Source organism: Streptomyces sp. NPDC001594 (assembly GCF_042893675.1).
Classification (GTDB): domain Bacteria; phylum Actinomycetota; class Actinomycetes; order Streptomycetales; family Streptomycetaceae; genus Streptomyces.
This window is the reverse complement of sequence record NZ_JBIAVB010000010.1, coordinates 103,377-121,814: the sequence shown is the minus strand read 5'-3', so window position 1 is coordinate 121,814 and position 18,438 is coordinate 103,377. Positions and strand designations below refer to the sequence as shown.

The window sequence follows — 18,438 nt, the reverse complement described above, 5'->3', positions numbered from 1 at the left end:
CCCGAGCAAGGCGGGCATGACAAGTTGTCAAGCGGTCGTCATTCGTGTTCCGGCAGGACGGGGAAGCGCCTGGGCGCCACCAGCAGCAGCACCAGTAGCGCGGCGACACCCGCGAACGCCGCGCCGAGGAAGATGTGGTGCACCGCGGCCGCCACCGCCCCCCGCAGGTGCTCCGAGGCGGCACGCGAGAGGCTGCCCGGCGCGGCCAGGGCCCGTGACACGTCGTCCAGCCGGTGCGGCAGCCCCGGCAGGTGCCCCCGTCCCAGCCGGGCGGCGACGGTCGCGTTGGCCACCGCCCCCATCAGCGCGGCCCCCACCGCCTGCCCGACGGTGCGGCAGAACAGCACCGAGGCGGTGGTCGTACCGCGCTCGGCCCAGCCCACCGTGGACTGCACCCCGACCACCAGCGGCAGCTGGAACAGGCCCAGCGCCGCCCCCAGCAACAGCATGACCACCGCGGGCTGCCAGGCCGGCGCCGGATACGGCAGAAGGGTGAAGGCGAACAGCACCGCCGCGGCCAGCCCCATCCCCAGGGCGGCGGTGTCGCGGAAGCCGATGCGCCGGTACACGTGCTGGCAGACGGCGGCCGACAGCGGCCAGCTCAGGGTCATCAGTCCCGCCACCAGCCCCGCCCCCACGGGCCCGAGGCCGAGCACGGACTGCGCGTAGGTCGGCATGAACACCATCGGGGCGACCATCAGCAGCCCCAGCGCCCCCATCGCCAGGTTGACGGCCGCGATGGTCCGCCGGCGCCACACCCACCCGGGCAGGATCGGGTCCGCAGCCCTGCGCTCCACCCGCACCACCACCCCCGCCAGCACCGCGCTCGCGCCCAGCAGCCCCAGCGACGGCGCCGACAGCCACGGCCAGGCCACCCCGCCCTGCACCAGCGCGAACAGCAGCAGCCCGCCGCAGGCGAAGATCCCGAACGCCCCCGCCCAGTCGACGGGCCCGCGCCGGCCCGGGGAGCGCCGGGGTTCGACGAGGTGGCGGACGGTCAGCCACAGGGCCAGCCCTGCCATCGGCACGTTGACCAGGAAGGTCCAGCGCCAGCCCGCGTACCCGGCGATCACCCCGCCGAGGGCCGGGCCGATGAGCGCGCAGCTCGCCCACACGGTGGTCATCCGGGCCTGGATGCGCGGGCGGTCGCGCAGCGGGTAGAGGTCGGCGGCCAGGGTCTGCACGGTGCCCTGCAGGGCGCCGCCGCCCAGCCCCTGGACGATCCGGAAGGCGATCAGCGCGCCCATGTCCCAGGCGGACGCGCACAGCAGCGAGCCGACGAGGAACAGGGCGGTGCCGAAGACCAGGACCGGTTTGCGGCCGAAGGTGTCGCTGAGCTTGCCGTAGACGGGGAGGGTGACGGTCACGGCGAGGAGGTAGCCGGAGAACAGCCAGGAGAAGACCGAGAAGCCGCCGATGTCCCCGACGATCTGGGGGACGGCGGTCGAGACGATCGTGGTGTCGAGGGCGACCAGGGCCATGCAGAGCATCAGCGAGGCGACGACCTTCGCCGGCGGCCGGCCCTGGAGGGGTACGGCGGCCTCCGACTCCGTGGCGGAAACCTTTCTCCCGGAGGCGCCGGCCGGTCTTCCGCGGGCGGCCGCGCCCCCGCCCTCGTCCGTCTCCACCGGCTTCTCCCTTCGTCCGCGCAGACACCCTCTCACCGGGGTGCGCCGGGCGGAATCCCCATCTCACGCGGGGGTGGCCCGGGAGGTGCCCCCTACGTCCGGTCCGCCGGAGGGGGGAGGACCCCTAGGGGTCCCTCAGCATTTGGGCCCAGGGGACTTTCGTCCCGGCGGAGGAGGCCGAAGGGCCCGGCGCGTCTTTAACTGGTCCACATGGGCGGGGCCGCGGGGGCGGGGTGGGGTTAACCCCCGGCGGATACGGCGACGGGCACCAGGGTGCCGGACACCCCCCGTTCAGCAGACTTCACGACGGCGACGCACGCACGCACACACCGGTGGGCGGCGGCCCGCCCGCACCACACCAACAGGGGAGAAGCAGTGACAACGGCGATGACCGAGACCAGGCACGGAAGCGGCGGGGGACACGGCTCCGTGGCCGCGCGGGCGCGCCAGGTCGTCAAGGCGTACGGCTCCGGCGAGACCCGCGTCGTCGCCCTCGACCACGTGGACGTGGACATCCACCGCGGCCGGTTCACCGCGATCATGGGCCCTTCGGGCTCCGGCAAGTCCACCCTGATGCACTGCCTGGCCGGCCTGGACACGGTCACCAGCGGGCAGATCCATCTTGAGGACACCGAGATCACGGGCCTCAAGGACAAGAAGCTCACCCAGCTGCGCCGCGACCGGATCGGCTTCATCTTCCAGGCGTTCAACCTCCTCCCGACGCTGAACGCCCTGGAGAACATCACCCTCCCCATGGACATCGCGGGCCGCAAGGCCGACCCGCAGTGGCTGGACCGCGTGGTGCAGACCGTCGGCCTCGCCGGGCGCCTCAAGCACCGCCCGACCGAGCTGTCCGGCGGCCAGCAGCAGCGCGTGGCGGTCGCCCGCGCCCTCGCCGCCCGCCCGGCGATCATCTTCGGCGACGAGCCCACCGGAAACCTGGACTCGCGGGCCGGCGCCGAGGTGCTCGGCTTCCTGCGCCAGTCGGTGGACGAGCTCGCCCAGACCATCGTGATGGTCACCCACGACCCGGTCGCCGCCTCCTACGCGGACCGCGTCGTCTTCCTGGCCGACGGCCGCATCGTCGACGAGATGTACGCGCCCACCGCCGACCAGGTGCTGGACCGGATGAAGGACTTCGACGCGCGCGGGCGGACCTCGTGACCGTCATGAAGACCGCGCGGCGCAACTTCTTCGCGCACAAGGGCCGCATGGCGCTGTCCGCCGTCGCCGTGCTCCTCTCGGTCGCCTTCGTCTGCGGGACCCTGGTGTTCACCGACACCATGAACACCACCTTCGACAAGCTGTTCGCCGTCACCAGCTCCGACGTCACCGTCAGCCCCAAGGAGCCCGCCGAGGGCGAGGAGAACGCCAACCGGGGCCGCCCCCAGGTGCTGCCCGGCCCGGCCGTGGAGAAGGTGCGCGGCGCCGAGGGCGTGAAGTCCGCCGAGGGCGGCGTCCTGTCGACGGCCGTCACCGTCGTCAACGCCAAGAACGAGAACATGGGCTCGACCACCGGCGCCCCGACCATCGCGGGCAACTGGACCGACGGCGAGCTCAAGTCGATGAAGATCACCTCCGGTCGGGCCCCGCGCGGCCCGACCGAGATGATGGTCGACGCCGACACCGCCGACAAGCACCACCTGAAGCTCGGCGACGAGCTGCGCACCATCGCCATCACCGGTGACGTCCGGGCGAAGATCAGCGGCATCGCCTCCTTCACCGTCACCAACCCCGGCGCGGCCATCGTCTACTTCGACACCGCCACCGCCCAGGAGAAGCTGCTCGGCGCGCCCGGCACCTTCACCCACGTCAACGTCACCGCCAAGGACGGCGTCAGCGACGAGCAGCTGAAGAAGAACGTGGCCTCGGTCCTCGGGGCGGACACCTACAAGCTGCAGACCGCCAAGGAGGCCACGGCCGCCAACAAGAAGGACATGGGCTTCCTCGACGTCATGAAGTACGTGATGCTCGGGTTCGCCGGCATCGCCTTCCTCGTCGGCATCTTCCTGATCTTCAACACCTTCTCGATGCTGGTCGCCCAGCGCACCCGCGAGATCGGCCTGATGCGCGCCATCGGCTCCGACCGCGGGCAGATCAACCGCTCGGTGCTGCTGGAGGCCCTCCTGCTGGGCGTCGTCGGCTCCGCCGCCGGTGTCGCGGCGGGCGTGGGCCTGGCCGTCGGCCTGATGAAGCTCATGGGTGCGATGGGCATGCACCTGTCCACCGGCGACCTGACGGTCCGCTGGACGACCCCGGTCACCGGCCTGCTCCTGGGCACCGTCGTCACCGTCGTCGCCGCCTACGTCCCGGCCCGCCGGGCCGGCAAGGTCTCCCCCATGGCCGCCCTGCGCGACGCCGGCACCCCCGGCGACCGCAAGGCCGGCGCGGTCCGCGCGGTCCTCGGCCTGGTCCTCACCGGCGTCGGCGCCGCGGCCCTGTTCCTCGCCGCGGCCGCCGACAAGGCCTCCGCCGGTTCGCTGTGGCTGGCCGTCGGCGTCCTGTTCAGCCTGATCGGGTTCATCGTGATCGGCCCGCTGCTGGCGGGCGTCGTGGTCCGGCTGCTGGCCGCGCCCGTGCTGCGGCCCTTCGGCTCCGTCGGCCGGCTCGCCGAGCGCAACGCCCTGCGCAACCCGCGCCGTACGGGGGCCACGGCCGCCGCGCTGATGATCGGACTGGCGCTGGTCGCCTGCCTGTCGGTCGTCGGCTCCTCGATGGTGGCCTCGGCCACCGACGAGCTCGACCGCACCGTCGGCGCCGACTACATCGTCGCCTCCCAGGGCGGCCAGCCGCTGATGCCGCAGGCCGAACAGGCCATGCGCGGGGTCAAGGGCCTGGACCACGTCACCGCCTACCGCGAGGTCGAGGCCAAGATCACCGCCCCGGACGGCACCTCCGCCCAGGACCGGCTCAGCGCCACCGACCCCTCCTACGCCCAGGACGTCCGCCGCAAGACGAGCGCCGGGCAGCACCAGGACGCGTACGCGCCCGGCGCGATGGCCGTCGGCTCGGAGTACGCCGCCAAGCACCACGTGAAGGTCGGCGACGCACTGGGCGTGGCCTTCAACGGGGGCAAGACCGTCAAGCTGAGGGTCGCGGCGATCACCCTGGACGAGGGCAACCTCGACAAGGGCGTCAAGTACGTCAGCACCGCCACCGCCGAGGCGAACCTGCCGGCCGACCAGTTGCCGCGCCCGTTCATGCTGCTGGCCACGGCGCAGAAGGGGCAGGCCGACAGCGCGTACACGGCGCTCAAGGCGGCCATGGCCGAGTACCCGCAGTACAAGGTGCTCAACCAGACCGACTACAAGGAGGACCTCAGGGACCAGGTCGGGCAGCTGCTCAACATGGTGTACGGCCTCCTCGCCCTGGCGATCATCGTCGCGGTGCTGGGCGTCGTGAACACGCTGGCCCTCTCGGTGGTGGAGCGGACCCGTGAGATCGGGCTGATGCGCGCCATCGGCCTCTCGCGCCGCCAGCTGCGACGGATGATCCGCCTGGAGTCGGTGGTCATCGCCCTCTTCGGCGCCCTGCTGGGCCTGGGGCTGGGCATGGGCTGGGGCGCCACCGCGCAGCAGCTGCTCGCCCTCCAGGGCCTGAAGGTGCTGGAGATCCCGTGGGCGACGATCGTCGCGGTCTTCGCGGGCTCGGCCCTGGTGGGCCTGTTCGCCGCCCTGGTCCCGGCGTTCCGGGCGGGGCGGATGAACGTCCTGAACGCGATCGCCAGCGAGTAGCCTCCGGCGGTCGTTCGGGGAGCGCCGGGACCCTGCGGGGTCCCGGGCTCCCCGGGGGGTCCCGGGCTCCCTGCGGGGGAGGTACGGGAGCCCACGGGGAAACCGGGGTCCCACGGGGAAACCGGGCCCCCGGGTCCCACGGGGGAGTACGGGGCCCCCAGGGAAACCGGGCCCCCAGGGAAACCGGGCCCCACGGGGGAGTACGGGGCCCACGGGGGAGTACGGGGGAACACGTCGGCCTCGGGTCGTCCGCGAGGGCGGTTCGGGGCCGGCGTCGTGCGCGGCCTGGTGCGACGGGTCACGGCCATCCCCCGGCGGCTCCTCCGGGTGCCCGTCGGCCGGGGCGTTCGGGCCCTGCGGGGCCGGCCGTGGGCGTCGCCGGGCTGGAGCGCCGGGGCGCAGGGCCGGATCAGGGGGTGCTGGGCCGGGTCCCGGGGGGCCGGGGCGGGGTCCCGCCGCTACAGCTGCCGTTCCAGGAGGACCATGCCGGCCGCCTCGGCCACCAGGGCGAACCGTGCCCCCGGGTGCAGCTGTCCCGCGTACGCCAGGGGGTCGCCCGCCCAGCCGGAGGAGTTGTCGAAGACCAGGTAGGCCGGGCGCACCCCGCGCGTGCCGCCGAGCCAGAAGACCCGGCAGCGCGAGGTCAGCCGGGTCAGCGCCGGGTAGTCGGCCTCGACCGACATCCCGTCCGGGATCCGCGCCAGCAGCCGCTCGGCCGCTACGGCCCGCTTCGGCTTCTCGTACGCGGCCCGCTCCCCGAGCCGGGCCAGCGGCAGGCTGGTCGCGCTCAGCGCGAGCGCGGCGGCGAGCACGGCGCCGGGCAGCTGGTGGGCGTAAGAGCGCAGCCACGGCCGGGGGCTGCGCCGGGCGGTGTCGAGGGAGTCGGCCAGCGTCAGCGTCACCACCGGCATCAGCACGGCGCTGTAGTGGAAGGCGGTGGACCAGTAGTTCGGGTCGGCGGCGGTGAACCGCCAGCCCAGCGTCGGCAGCGCCACCCACAGCAGCGGGGAGCGCAGGGCCAGCAGGCCGCTGGTGGGGACGAGCACCCAGGCCAGGGTGGAGAGCTTGGTGCCGAGGCCGTGCAACGCGTCCCCGGGACCGCCGGCCTTCTGCCAGTAGGTGTAGCCGTCGGCGGCGAAGGCGGGGATCACCACCGTGAACACCAGCGCGGCCGCCGCCGCCGCGGCCACGGCCACCCCGAGGGCCAGCCGGGCCGCCCGCCGGTCGGTGCGCCGGGCCCGCCAGGCGACGACGAGCGCCAGCGCCGCCAGGGTGAGCCCCTGGTCCTCCTTGACCAGCAGCAGCGGCAGCCCCCAGGCCAAAGCCGCCCGAGGGCGGCCCGCCAGCAGTGCCTCCAGGGCGAAGGCGATCAGCGGTACGGCGAAGCAGATCTCGTGGAAGTCGAACTCGACTGCCCGCTGGATCCCCCAGGACAGCCCGTACGCCGCCCCGAGCGCGAGCCCCCGCGCCTGCCCCAGCAGCCGCGCCGAGGCCCGGGTCACGGGCAGGGCCGACAGCGCGAACAGCGCCGCCTGCGCCACCAGGAGGGTGACCGGGCCGGGGAAGACCCGGTAGAGCGGGGCGATCAGGGCGATGACGGGGCTGAAGTGGTCGCCGAGGACGAGGGCGCCCGGGCCCTTCAGGTCCACGACGGGCGCCTGGAGGTGGGCGTAGGCCCGGACGGCCTGCTCGAAGATGCCCAGGTCGTAGGAGGAGTCCTCCATCCGCCGGTGGCGGGTCACGGAGAGCGTGGCGTACGCGGCGAACAGCGCGGCGGTCAGCACGTACGGCGCCCGGGCCCGGGCCCACGCGGCGGCCCGGGCCCGCCGTGCGGGGCGCGCCACGCCGCCGGCGGTCGCGGCGGGGGCGGCCGGCGCCGTGCGGGGCGCGGTCGTGCCGTCGGGCGGGCGGGTGCGGGGGGACATCCGGACAGATTGTCATCCCGGTGCGGAACCGCTGCCTCCGCCCCCGGAGCCCATGCCGGAGCCGTACCGGACCGGTACCGCAGCCGTACGCAGCGGTACCCGACCGCTACCGCGTCCGCCCGAACCCGTACGCGCCCCGAATCCCGCGCGCGGCCGTCACACCCGCGGCATAGGGTGGAACCCCCGGCCCGTTCACGTGTCGGGTGCTTCGCGTTGCCCCGCCCGCCCCTCCACCGGATGGAAAGCCGCCTTCATGAGCCTGCACGGACTGCTCGACGCCGTCACCCGGGACCCCGCCCTGGCCGAGGCGGTCACCGCGGCCGGGGACGGCAACCGCATGCACGTGGACCTCGTCGGCCCGCCCGCCGCCCGGCCCTTCGCGATCGCCGCACTGGCCCGCCGCACCGGGCGGACCGTGCTCGCCGTCACCGCCACCGGACGGGAGGCCGAGGACCTCGCCGCCGCGCTGCGCTCCCTTCTGCCCCCCGACGAGGTCGTGGACTACCCGTCCTGGGAGACCCTTCCGCACGAGCGCCTCAGCCCGCGCAGCGACACCGTCGGCCGCCGCATCGCCGTGCTGCGCCGCTTGGCCCACCCCCGCGCGGACGACCCGGCCGCCGGACCCGTCTCGGTGGTCGTCGCCCCGATCCGCTCCGTGCTCCAGCCGCAGGTCAAGGGGCTGGGCGACCTGGTGCCGGTGAGCCTGCGCCAGGGCGAGAGCGCCGACCTCGGCGCGGTCACCGAAGCCCTGGCGGCCGCCGCGTACGCGCGCGTCGAGCTGGTGGAGAAGCGCGGGGAGTTCGCCGTGCGCGGCGGCATCCTCGACGTGTTCCCGCCCACCGACGAACACCCGCTGCGCGTGGAGTTCTGGGGCGACGAGGTCGAGGAGATCCGTTACTTCAAGGTCGCCGACCAGCGCTCCCTGGAGATCGCCGAGCACGGCCTGTGGGCCCCGCCCTGCCGGGAGCTGCTGCTGACCGACCAGGTGCGCGAGCGCGCCGCCGCCCTCGCCGAGGCCCACCCCGAGCTCGGCGAACTCCTGAACAAGATCGCCGAGGGGATCGCCGTCGAGGGCATGGAATCCCTCGCCCCGGTCCTCGTGGACGACATGGAGCTGCTCCTCGACGTCCTGCCGGCCGGTGCCATGGCCGTGGTCTGCGACCCCGAGCGGGTCCGCACCCGGGCCGCCGACCTGGTGGCGACCAGCCAGGAGTTCCTGATGGCCTCCTGGGCGGCCACCGCCGGCGGCGGCCAGGCCCCCATCGACGTCGGCGCGGCCTCGCTGCGCGGGATCGCCGACGTCCGCGACCACGCCCGCGAACTCGGCATGATGTGGTGGTCGGTCTCCCCCTTCGCGGCCGATGACCCGGCGGCCCTGGGCTCCGACACCCTCAAGCTCGGCATGCACGCCCCCGAGGCCTACCGCGGCGACACCGCCCGCGCGCTCGCCGACACCAAGGGCTGGATCGCCGACGGCTGGCACACCGTCTACCTCACCGAGGGCCACGGCCCGGCCGCCCGTACCGTCGAGGTCCTCGGCGGCGAGGGCATCGCGGCCCGCCTGGAGGCCGACCTCGGGGCCCTGGAGCCCTCGATCGTCCACGTCTCCTGCGGCTCGATCGACAACGGCTTCGTCGACCCGGTCCTCAAACTGGCCGTCCTCACCGAGACCGACCTGACCGGCCAGCGCACCGCCACCAAGGACCTCGGCCGGATGCCCACCCGCCGCCGCAAGTCCATCGACCCCCTCACCCTGGAGGTCGGCGACTACATCGTGCACGAGCAGCACGGCGTGGGCCGCTACATCGAGATGGTGCAGCGCACCGTCCAGGGCGCCACCCGCGAGTACCTCCTCGTCGAGTACGCCCCCGCCAAGCGCGGCCAGCCCGGCGACCGCCTCTACATCCCCACCGACCAGCTGGAGCAGGTCACCAAGTACGTCGGCGGCGAGGCCCCCACCCTGCACCGGCTCGGCGGCGCCGACTGGACGAAGACCAAGGCGCGGGCGAAGAAGGCCGTCAAGGAGATCGCGGCCGACCTGATCAAGCTGTACAGCGCGCGCATGGCGGCCCCCGGCCACACCTTCGGCCCCGACACCCCCTGGCAGCGCGAGCTGGAGGACGCCTTCCCGTACGCGGAGACCCCCGACCAGCTCACCACCATCGCCGAGGTCAAGGAGGACATGGAGAAGTCCGTCCCCATGGACCGCCTGATCTGCGGCGACGTCGGCTACGGCAAGACCGAGATCGCGGTGCGGGCGGCCTTCAAGGCGGTGCAGGACGGCAAGCAGGTCGCGGTCCTCGTCCCCACCACCCTGCTGGTCCAGCAGCACTTCGGGACCTTCTCCGAGCGCTACAGCCAGTTCCCCGTCAATGTGAAGGCGCTCTCGCGCTTCCAGTCCGACACCGAGTCCAAGGCCACCCTGGAGGGCCTCAAGGAGGGCTCGGTGGACGTGGTCATCGGCACCCACCGCCTCTTCTCGCAGGAGACGAAGTTCAAGGACCTCGGCCTGGTCATCGTCGACGAGGAGCAGCGGTTCGGCGTCGAGCACAAGGAGCAGCTGAAGAAGCTCCGCGCCAACGTCGACGTCCTCACGATGTCCGCGACGCCCATCCCCCGCACCCTGGAGATGGCGGTCACCGGCATCCGCGAGATGTCGACGATCACCACTCCGCCGGAGGAGCGCCACCCGGTCCTCACCTTCGTCGGCCCGTACGAGGAGAAGCAGATCGGCGCCGCCATCCGGCGCGAGCTGCTGCGCGAGGGCCAGTGCTTCTACATCCACAACCGGGTCGAGTCGATCGACCGGGCGGCCGCGAAGCTCCGTGAGATCGTGCCCGAGGCGCGGATCGCGACGGCCCACGGCCAGATGTCCGAACAGGCCCTGGAGCAGGTCGTGGTCGACTTCTGGGAGAAGAAGTTCGACGTCCTGGTCTCCACGACGATCGTCGAGTCGGGCATCGACATCTCCAACGCCAACACCCTGATCGTGGAGCGCGGCGACAACTTCGGCCTCTCCCAGCTGCACCAGCTGCGCGGCCGCGTCGGCCGCGGCCGCGAGCGCGGCTACGCGTACTTCCTGTACCCGCCGGAGAAGCCGCTGACGGAAACCGCGCACGAGCGCCTGGCCACCATCGCCCAGCACACCGAGATGGGCGCCGGCATGTACGTGGCGATGAAGGACCTGGAGATCCGCGGCGCGGGCAACCTGCTCGGCGGCGAGCAGTCCGGCCACATCGCGGGCGTCGGCTTCGACCTCTACATCCGCATGGTCGGCGAGGCGGTCGCGGACTACCGGGCCGCCGTCGAGGGCGGGGCAGCGGAGGAGCCGCCGCTGGAGGTGAAGATCGAGCTGCCGGTCGACGCGCACGTCCCGCACGACTACGCGCCGGGCGAGCGGCTGCGCCTGCAGGCCTACCGGGCGATCGCCTCGGCCACCTCGGAGGCCGACATCAAGGCGGTCCGCGAGGAACTCACCGACCGCTACGGCAAGCTGCCGGAGCCGGTGGAGAACCTGCTGCTGGTGGCGGGCCTGCGGATGCTGGCCCGGGCCTGCGGGGTCGGGGACATCACCCTGCAGGGCCCCAACATCCGCTTCGGACCGGTGGAGCTGCGCGAGTCCCAGGAGCTGCGCCTCAAGCGCCTCTACCCCGGCACGGTCCTCAAGCCGGCCACCAGCCAGGTCCTGGTCCCCCGCCCGAAGACGGCCCGCGTCGGCGGCAAGCCGCTGGTCGGCCGCGAACTGCTGGCCTGGACGGGCGAGTTCCTCACCACGATCCTCGGCTCCTGACCCCCGCCCCGCGCCCGCCCGCCACCCGCACCCGCCCGCGGGCGGCGGCCGGGCGCGGACGTACCATCGCCCGATGACCCCTCCCGTCACCCTCCGCGCCGCCCCGGCGGCGGGCCTGCCCGCCCTGGTCCTGCGGCCCTGGCGGGAGGAGGACGTCCCCGCGCTGGTGGAGGCGTGCGCGGATCCCGCCATGCGGCAGTGGATCCACCACCGCGCCGACGACGAGGCCGAGGGCCTGCGCTGGCTCGCGGAGCAGCGGCGGGGCTGGGCCTCGGGCGTGCGCTTCGCCTTCGCGGTCCTGGAGGAGGACGCCCCCGCCCCGCGCCGCCTCCTGGGCAACGCCGTCCTCAAACTGCCGCGCCCGGGCGCCCCTTCGGGGGAGGTCGGCTACTGGACCGCCGCCCACGCCCGCGGCCGGGGAACGGCCGGCCGCGCCCTGGACACCCTCACGGCCTGGGCCGCCGAGACCTTCGCCCCCACGGGCCTGCGCCGCCTCGACCTCTTCCACCAGCTGGACAACGAAGCCTCCTGCCGCGTGGCCCGGAAGGCCGGCTACCCCACCCACACCACCCTCCCCGCCACCCCACCGACCCACCCCCTCCCGGGCCACCTCCACACCCGCCACCTCCACCACCCCTGACCCCCGACCGAGCGGCAGCCCGCCTCCTGCCGGTACCGGCTGGGGAACTACGTTCCGCCGAGGGCGGCCAGTTCCCCACCGTAGGCCTTTTCGGGGGCCCTCACCGATCGGGGAGCGAGGATACGCAGCGCCCCCGCCCACGAGGGCGAGGGCTCGTTGTGCGTGCTGCTGGTCACTCCGTGATCTCGGACGGCCGGCCGGTGAACTCGGGCCCGCAGTTCCACGAGGCCGTCACGGTGGCGGTCTCGCGGTAGACGGCCAGCATGGCCGTGTCCAGGCGGCCGTCGGCGTCGGTGAACCAGATCTCCGGCAGGGGGCCGTATGCCGCCTCGTACACGGAGATCCAGGTGATGGGGCCGTGGCCACCGGTCTCGGAGTGGCCGACGAGCTCGCCGGCCGTCCGGGCGCAGAGGGCCGGGTAGCCCTCGCCTTCCAGGGCGCTGTGCCAGGCGGCGTCCACGGCACCGGAGAACATCTGCGGTGCGGTCTCGCCCGCGCGGTGACGCAGGCCGGCGAGGGTGAGGAAGCGGCCGAGCTCAATCGTTGCGGTGGTCATGGTGGTGCTCCTCTCGATGGGGTGGTGCACTGCTGCGCTGTCCGGTCCGCCCGTTCGTTCCGGGCCGGTACCGGGGGGCGGGTCAGCCCCGTTCGAGGCTGGACGGGTCCTTGACGACCCACTCACGTCCGCCGCCCGCAGGCCGGACGAAAACGGCGTTCGTCATCAGGACGTGAGTGGAGGGGTCCGTCCATTCGCCGATGAACTGCACGATTCCGTTCCGCTGCTCCAGAGGGTCGTTCACCTTGACCCCCTCGGACACCCAACCGGGAACCGCCTGGCGCTGGCGTGGGCCGGTACATCGTGGGGACGACATGGGTCTCTCCTTCGTGCCGTGGGTGCGCGGCCTCGCGTCCACGGATCGCCCTTTCGGGTTCTGTCCGTTCACGCGTCATGAACGTACGGTCGTCGCGGACGCGGTAGGACTGACCGGCAGTACGTGTTGGCGGACGGCGACGCTCTCGGGGAGCTGGATATGGCGGCCACACCGCCCGCACGTGGACGTGCGGCCACAGGGGCAGTCACGGGGTTCGTGCTGCGGCTGGCGCGAGAGAGCATCCCGCGCACACAGGCGTCCACGGCTGAGACCTTGGGTGTGGACCTGGGTACGTTGCAGGGCTGGGAATCCGGTCGTAGGCCGCTGGGGAACATGAAGGCGGCGGCCTTGTTGCACCTGCGGCGCCGACTGGGGGCGATGGGGGCGGATCCCTTGACACTCGGCTTGCTCGACCCGGCCTTGGACGCCGACCAGATCATCGGAGCCGCCCTGGACCCGCCCGATGCGGCCGTCCTGCACCCACTCGCGGCATGGGTCCACAACCGCGAGACCGCCCACATGTTGGCGTGGGCACTGACAGGGGTGGCACCCCCTGCCCTGGCCGGACGGGTTCCCGCGCCGCGTCGGGGGCCGTCGCCCTCGGCGCCCCTGCTGGGGGCGGAGGACCGGGCCCAGTTGTTCGACCACCTCCGGGAAACGGCAGAGGCGGCTCGGCGCCCGGGTGGTGACGCCTTGCTGCACCGGCAGGCCCTCTACCTCGCCTCGTATGACCGCAGCTCCGAGGCGGCGTCCTGGACGGCACACGCGCTGCACGCCGGACGGGGGTACCTCGCACGCCGGGGCTGGTCAGAGCACTGGGCGCAGGCACGCTCCACCGCGACGGCACTGGCCAGGCTGGGAGACCCCCAACCCCTACTCGACTTCATCGAGCGATCGTTGGCGGATGATGACGCAGCCGAGGCGGCGAACCTCAACTACTGGGCCTACTGGCTCGGCGGTGTCCGTCTGCCGCAGTCCGACGACGGCTTCATGCGGGACCGCGAACTCACCGCCTGGGATCCGGTCACACTGCTGCGCGGGCTGACGTACGGGCTGCACGAGGCACCTGGCTATGTCGATCTGTACGCCCACACCCTGTGGTCTCTGCTGACGGCCAGGCCGTGGCTGCCGCAGGCTTCGGGGCAGCTGGTGCGGGACCTCTCGGAACGTACCCGGGCGCTCCTTGGTGGCGGAGGGATCTCGGAAAGGTCCCGCCGCGAGCTCTCCGCCGTGCATTACGTTCTTCTTGATCGGACTTGAGACCGGAGGTCAGCAGATGGCAGACGAGACGGTGAACGCGCAGGGCACGGCCGGATTCATCTTCGAGATGGGCGTCCTCAAGAACGCCAAGCGCACCGGGTGGTGGTTCACCGGCAACAACAACCCCGAGTCGATCGCCGAACACAGCTTCCGAGTCGGGGTCATCGGCGCCGTTCTGGCGATGATGGAGGGAGTGGACCCCGCGAAGGTCGCCTTGATGTGTCTCTTCCACGACACGCAGGAGACCCGGATCGGGGACATCCCCCACATCGGCCGCCGCTACATCGACGCCGCTGCCAACCAGGCCGTCACCGCCGACCAGGTCTCGGCCGCGCATCCGGCCGTGAAGGCCGGTGTGCAGCGTGTGGTGGAAGAGTACGAGGCCAACGACACCCCCGAGGCGATCGTCGCCAAGGACGCCGACAAGCTGGAGTGCCTCGTTCAGGCCGTCGAGTACAGGGCCCAGGGCAACACCCTCGTGCAGGACTGGATCGACTCCTCTCTGAACAGCCTGAAGACGGCATCCGCCCAGGCCCTCGCCGAGGCCGCGCTGACCATGTCGCCGCTGGAGTGGCGCAAGACCTTCCTCGGCTGAGTCGGTCCGGAGGGCGGGAGGTCAGATGGATTCGCCGGCCGGGCCGCCCAGTTTGGAGAGGTCCAGGACGTCGGTGTCCTTGGGGGCGGCCGTGTCCACCGGGGTGTCGAAGGCCGAGAAGAGGGCCTCGCCCGGTGAGTCGCCCATGAGCGTCGACTTCAGGACGTACGGCTTGCCCTGGGTGGCCACGTAGTCGGTCTGGGTGCCCTGCTTCGCCGGGGAGGTCACCGCTACGGTCGGCTTGCCGTCGACCGTGGCGGTCTCGCCCCTGCGGGCCAGGGGGCTGGGGTGGTCGAAGCCGCCGGTCAGCTTGGACAGGTCGCAGGTGCCCGTCATCGGGGCGGCGCGGGGGTCCGAGGCGGGTACGCGGACCCAGCGCTTGGCGAGCATGGCGACGATCTGATCCGTCTGCTTCTGCGGGGAGTGCTTCAGCTTCGCGACGGCCCGCCAGTAGGTCTCGTCGCCCCGGAAGTGGACGGACTCCGGGGACTTGATGACGTCGAGCCGGCCCATGCCGTCCATCCGGATCTCGCCCCTGCAGTTGCCCTTGCGGTCGAGGGAGAGGTCCACCTTCATCGGCTTGCCGTCCTGCTGGACGGTGGCCACCGCCCGCATCGACTCGGCCTTGCGGGTGGTCTCGTAGGCCTCGGTGAGGACCTCCTGGCCGGAACGGGCGGGGGAGGCGGAGGGGGTGGGGGAGGCCGTGGGGGAGGAGGGGGGCGCGGTGCGCGTCGCGGCCGGGCCGCAGGCCGTCGGGCCGGCCAGCAGGGCCGCGGCGGCTGCGACGGCCGCCGCCGCCCTGGACTTCGTACGGCTGCGCATTTCGGTGACCCCCGTGGTGACGACGTGCTCGTGGCTTCCTCGTCGAGGGTAGGGCGCCGCACCGACAGCGCTACCCGGTGGGGCCGGGAAGGGCCTGGTACTCGACGTGCCGGCCGTCGGGGCCGCTCTCCTCGTGCTTGAGGAGGTACGGCGCGGGGTCCAGGGAGACGTGGTCGGTGATCTCGACGCCGCCGGGACCCCGGGAGACCAGCACCGCGGCCGGCCTGCCGTTCAGGCGGGTGTCCGGGCCCCGGCGCAGGCCCGTGCGTTCGGCCGGGAAGGTGCGGGCGGGGGAGCCGTCCGCGCACAGGGCGACGAGGTGGGCGACGGCGGGGTCGGCCGGCCGCAGGTCGATCCAGCCGTCCTCCGTGTCGGGGGAGGTGGCGGACCGGTTCCTGAACGGGTCCTGGACGAAGCCGGCGTCGCCGCGCAGGGAGACCTTGGCGTCGTCCACGAGGATCTCGCCCGTTCCCGAGTGCTCGATGGTCACCTGCCCCCAGCAGCCTTCGTCGTCGCCGAAGTTCAGCTTCGCCGTGATCCCGCGCTCGCCGATCCGCCGCGAGACGACCGCGGCCTTCGTGGCCGCCCGCTCCGTCCGCTCGTACGCGGCACGCAGCACGGCCGCCGGATCCCGGCCCGCGAACGGATCGTGCGCCGCGGCGTCCGTGGGCGAGGGATCCGGTCCCGCGCCGGCGGACGCCGGGCCGCAGGCGGCCGCCGTCGCCGTCAGCAGCGCCGCGCAGGTGAGCGCGGCCACGGTCGTGGTTCTGGGCATGCGGGTGCGCACGACGGGTCCCCCCCCCCGGGATCGATCAGGAAGGGCGAGGCTAGCCGAAGGGGCAGGAGAGGCGGTGGAGGCGGACGGGGCCCGGGCCCGGGCGGGCGTGCTGCGACCCTGCAACGGTTGCGGCCATCCCCTCACCGGCGGCCGGAAACGCTGTATACGCTTCCAGCCGTCACCCTTTCCGCACGGCCCGTCAGGAGCAGCGATGCACGGCCCCGGCATCCCGCCGCAGCAAGGCCCCCACGGCCACCGGCCCCTGTCCGGGGCGGCGATGACGCTGCGCGTGCTGTTCACCGCGCTGCCCATCCTGAGCTGCGGGTTCTTCGCCTGGGGAGCGCTGCTGCGGATCGCCCTGCTGACCCGCAAGACCCGCGACTGGGTGCTGCTGGTGCTGGGCGGGGTGCTCTCGGTCGTCTGGATCACCTTCATCGAGCTCGACCCGACGGAGGAGACCAACGGCTGGCAGGGCAACCTCGGCGCCGGTGGCTCGATCTTCACCGGTTTCGCCATCTGCGTGTACTACCTCGTCGCCGACATCAAGCACCACGAGGCGAAGGCGGCCGCCGCCCCGGCGGTGGGGGCCGCGCCCTGGTACCCGGCGCGGCAGGCCCAGTCCCCGTACACCCCGCCGCAGCACCAGCCGCAGCCCCCGCAGCAGACCCGGCCCTCCTACGGCTACCCGCCCGTCCCGCCGCAGCGGCAGCAGACCCCGGCCCCCGTCCAGCCCCCGCGCATCGGCCAGGTCCGCGCCGAACTCGACGAGCTGAGCGAACTCCTGCGCAAGCAGACCCCGCACACCCCGCCCCGCCCCCCGCAGCCCGGCGGCCCCTACCAGGACCCGAACAGCACGGCGGTCCAGGACCCGCAGCCGTGACCGGCGGCGAACGGCTCATCGGCGAGCGCTACGAGCTCGCCACCATCCTCGGCCAGGGCGGCATGGGCCAGGTGTGGACGGCGTACGACAAGCGCCTCGACCGCCGCGTCGCCGTCAAACTGCTGCGCCCCGACAAGGTGGCCGGCCCCGGCACCGTCGCCGAGGAGCTGCGCCTCCGCTTCGTGCGCGAGTGCCGGGTCACCGCGCAGGTCGACCACCCCGGCCTGGTCACGGTGCACGACGCGGGCAGCGACGGCGACGAGCTGTACCTCGTCATGGGCTACGTCGAGGGCTCCGACCTCGCCGACCACCTCGCCGCGCACGACCCCTACCCCTGGCCGTGGGCGGTGGCGGTGGCCGCGCAGCTGTGCGGGGTGCTGTCCGCCGTGCACGCCGTGCCGATCGTCCACCGGGACCTCAAGCCCCGCAATGTGATGATCCGCCCGGACGGGACGGTCCTCGTCCTGGACCTCGGTGTCGCCTCCGTGATGGACACCGACACCACCCGCCTCACCAGCACCGGCACCCCCATCGGCAGTCCCGCCTACATGGCGCCCGAGCAGGCCATGAGCGGCGCGGTCGGCCCGTACACCGACCTGTACGCCCTCGGCGTGCTGCTGTACGAACTCCTCAGCGGCAACGTCCCCTTCGCCGGCTCCACCGCCCTCGGCGTGCTGCACCGGCACCTGTACGAGCCGCCCGCCCCCGTACGCGACCGCCGCCCCGAGATCCCCCAGGAGTTGGAGGCGCTGCTGATGCGCCTCCTCGCCAAGGACCCGCAGGACCGGCCCGGTTCGGCGCAGGAGGTCTACCAGGCCCTCGCGCCGCTGCTCCCGGCCCCCGGCAGCCGCGCCGTGGCCGGCCCCCTGGACCCGACCCGGCCCTTCCTGCGCCCGCACGCCCCCTGGCCCGACCGGGCCGCCGCCGGCATCCCGCCGATGCCCACCGTCGCCCCGGCCCCACCCCGGCCGGACATCCCCGGCGCGGTGGACGAGGCCCGCAAGCTGCTGGACGAGGGGCGGCTCACCCAGGCCGTGGACATCCTCGGCGGGATCCTCCCGGCGGCCGAGGCCGAGCACGGCGAGCACTCGCCCGTGGTGCGCAGCCTGCGCAAGCAGTACGCCGCCACGCTGATGGACGACGGCCAGTACCGGCGCGCCCTGCCCGAACTGCGCCGCCTCGCGGACGAGTTCCCGGCCGGGGATCCACAGGCGCTGCGCTTCCGCTACGAGGCCGCCCAGTGCCTGGAACAGCTCGGCGCGGCCGGGGCGGCCCTCGCCGAATACCGGTCGCTGCTCCCGCTGTTCGAGAACCACTACGCCAACCCGGACCCCGGCCTGCCGCTGGAGGTGCGCCGCCGCATAGCGCACCTGCTGCTCTCCCTCGGCGACCGCGCCGCCGCGCACGACACCCTGGTCCGGCTCCTGTACGACGCGGACCGGGTGCACGGGCCGGCGCATCCCCTCCCTGTGGAGATCCGCCGGACCCTGCAGTGGCTGGGCCAGGTGTACTGA

The 18,438-nt window shown here is 73.3% G+C and carries 14 protein-coding genes; 8 read left to right on the top strand and 6 right to left on the bottom strand.

The genetic code is table 11. The annotated features are described in order from the left end of the window. Positions 1 to 38: 38 nt before the first annotated feature. Positions 39 to 1,628 (bottom strand): MFS transporter, encoded by a 1,590-nt coding sequence (locus ACFY0O_RS20870; RefSeq protein WP_388948457.1) that lies wholly within the window; start codon positions 1,626 to 1,628, stop codon positions 39 to 41. A gap of 387 nt (positions 1,629 to 2,015) precedes the next feature. Here ACFY0O_RS20870 and ACFY0O_RS20865 point away from each other — a divergent pair, with 387 nt between their 5' ends. Together ACFY0O_RS20865 and ACFY0O_RS20860 are read left to right on the top strand one after the other, a co-directional pair. After that, positions 2,016 to 2,792: an ABC transporter ATP-binding protein gene (locus ACFY0O_RS20865; RefSeq protein ID WP_388948454.1), complete on the top strand. Its 777-nt coding sequence runs from the start codon at positions 2,016 to 2,018 to the stop codon at positions 2,790 to 2,792. Next, on the top strand, positions 2,789 to 5,362 hold the full coding sequence (locus tag ACFY0O_RS20860; RefSeq protein ID WP_388948451.1) for an ABC transporter permease: 2,574 nt from the start codon (positions 2,789 to 2,791) through the stop codon (positions 5,360 to 5,362). The genes ACFY0O_RS20865 and ACFY0O_RS20860 overlap by 4 nt, the downstream gene beginning before the upstream one ends. 458 nt (positions 5,363 to 5,820) lie before the next feature. Here the strand turns inward: ACFY0O_RS20860 and ACFY0O_RS20855 are convergent, their stop codons facing one another. Next, the gene (locus ACFY0O_RS20855) at positions 5,821 to 7,287 is read right to left on the bottom strand and encodes a DUF2079 domain-containing protein (RefSeq protein WP_388948448.1); all 1,467 of its coding nucleotides are present in this window, start codon (positions 7,285 to 7,287) and stop codon (positions 5,821 to 5,823) included. Positions 7,288 to 7,540: 253 nt separating this feature from the next. Between ACFY0O_RS20855 and mfd the strand changes: the two genes are divergently transcribed. Next, positions 7,541 to 11,077 (top strand): transcription-repair coupling factor, encoded by a 3,537-nt coding sequence (mfd, locus tag ACFY0O_RS20850; RefSeq protein ID WP_388948446.1) that lies wholly within the window; start codon positions 7,541 to 7,543, stop codon positions 11,075 to 11,077. A 73-nt stretch (positions 11,078 to 11,150) separates the two neighbouring features. Continuing rightward, the gene (locus ACFY0O_RS20845; RefSeq protein WP_388948443.1) at positions 11,151 to 11,717 is read left to right on the top strand and encodes a GNAT family N-acetyltransferase; all 567 of its coding nucleotides are present in this window, start codon (positions 11,151 to 11,153) and stop codon (positions 11,715 to 11,717) included. Positions 11,718 to 11,889: 172 nt separating this feature from the next. Here ACFY0O_RS20845 and ACFY0O_RS20840 read toward each other — a convergent pair whose 3' ends face one another. Beyond that, entirely contained in the window at positions 11,890 to 12,273 is a 384-nt protein-coding gene (locus ACFY0O_RS20840; protein ID WP_388948441.1) for a hypothetical protein, read from the bottom strand. A gap of 82 nt (positions 12,274 to 12,355) precedes the next feature. Beyond that, on the bottom strand, positions 12,356 to 12,517 hold the full coding sequence (locus tag ACFY0O_RS20835; RefSeq protein WP_388948439.1) for a hypothetical protein: 162 nt from the start codon (positions 12,515 to 12,517) through the stop codon (positions 12,356 to 12,358). 351 nt (positions 12,518 to 12,868) lie between these two features. Between ACFY0O_RS20835 and ACFY0O_RS20830 the strand changes: the two genes are divergently transcribed. Together ACFY0O_RS20830 and ACFY0O_RS20825 are read left to right on the top strand one after the other, a co-directional pair. Further along, positions 12,869 to 13,849 carry an XRE family transcriptional regulator gene (locus ACFY0O_RS20830; protein ID WP_388948436.1) on the top strand — a complete coding sequence of 327 codons (981 nt, stop codon included), beginning with the start codon at positions 12,869 to 12,871 and terminating at the stop codon, positions 13,847 to 13,849. Positions 13,850 to 13,865: 16 nt separating this feature from the next. Then, positions 13,866 to 14,444 carry an HD family hydrolase gene (locus ACFY0O_RS20825; protein WP_388948433.1) on the top strand — a complete coding sequence of 193 codons (579 nt, stop codon included), beginning with the start codon at positions 13,866 to 13,868 and terminating at the stop codon, positions 14,442 to 14,444. A 21-nt stretch (positions 14,445 to 14,465) separates the two neighbouring features. Here the strand turns inward: ACFY0O_RS20825 and ACFY0O_RS20820 are convergent, their stop codons facing one another. Then, entirely contained in the window at positions 14,466 to 15,266 is an 801-nt protein-coding gene (locus ACFY0O_RS20820; protein ID WP_388948430.1) for a hypothetical protein, read from the bottom strand. Between the two features lie 70 nt (positions 15,267 to 15,336). Continuing rightward, a complete protein-coding gene (locus tag ACFY0O_RS20815; protein WP_388948427.1) occupies positions 15,337 to 16,041 on the bottom strand; it encodes a hypothetical protein in 705 nt (234 codons plus the stop codon). Between the two features lie 214 nt (positions 16,042 to 16,255). On the opposite strand from ACFY0O_RS20815, the gene ACFY0O_RS20810 reads away from it, so the two are divergent. Next, positions 16,256 to 16,924, top strand: a complete 669-nt coding sequence (locus ACFY0O_RS20810) for a hypothetical protein (protein WP_388948425.1) — start codon at positions 16,256 to 16,258, stop codon at positions 16,922 to 16,924. Beyond that, positions 16,921 to 18,438 (top strand): serine/threonine-protein kinase, encoded by a 1,518-nt coding sequence (locus tag ACFY0O_RS20805; RefSeq protein ID WP_388948422.1) that lies wholly within the window; start codon positions 16,921 to 16,923, stop codon positions 18,436 to 18,438. Before ACFY0O_RS20810 ends, ACFY0O_RS20805 begins: the two co-directional genes overlap by 4 nt.

Coding starts and splice junctions, on each gene's coding strand:
- ACFY0O_RS20865 (WP_388948454.1), top strand. CDS start 2,016: ATGACCGAGACCAGGCACGGAAGCGGCGGGGGACACGGCTCCGTGGCC.
- ACFY0O_RS20855 (WP_388948448.1), bottom strand. CDS start 7,287: ATGTCCCCCCGCACCCGCCCGCCCGACGGCACGACCGCGCCCCGCACG.
- mfd (WP_388948446.1), top strand. CDS start 7,541: ATGAGCCTGCACGGACTGCTCGACGCCGTCACCCGGGACCCCGCCCTG.
- ACFY0O_RS20845 (WP_388948443.1), top strand. CDS start 11,151: ATGACCCCTCCCGTCACCCTCCGCGCCGCCCCGGCGGCGGGCCTGCCC.
- ACFY0O_RS20840 (WP_388948441.1), bottom strand. CDS start 12,273: ATGACCACCGCAACGATTGAGCTCGGCCGCTTCCTCACCCTCGCCGGC.
- ACFY0O_RS20825 (WP_388948433.1), top strand. CDS start 13,866: ATGGCAGACGAGACGGTGAACGCGCAGGGCACGGCCGGATTCATCTTC.
- ACFY0O_RS20820 (WP_388948430.1), bottom strand. CDS start 15,266: ATGCGCAGCCGTACGAAGTCCAGGGCGGCGGCGGCCGTCGCAGCCGCC.
- ACFY0O_RS20815 (WP_388948427.1), bottom strand. CDS start 16,041: ATGCCCAGAACCACGACCGTGGCCGCGCTCACCTGCGCGGCGCTGCTG.
- ACFY0O_RS20810 (WP_388948425.1), top strand. CDS start 16,256: ATGCACGGCCCCGGCATCCCGCCGCAGCAAGGCCCCCACGGCCACCGG.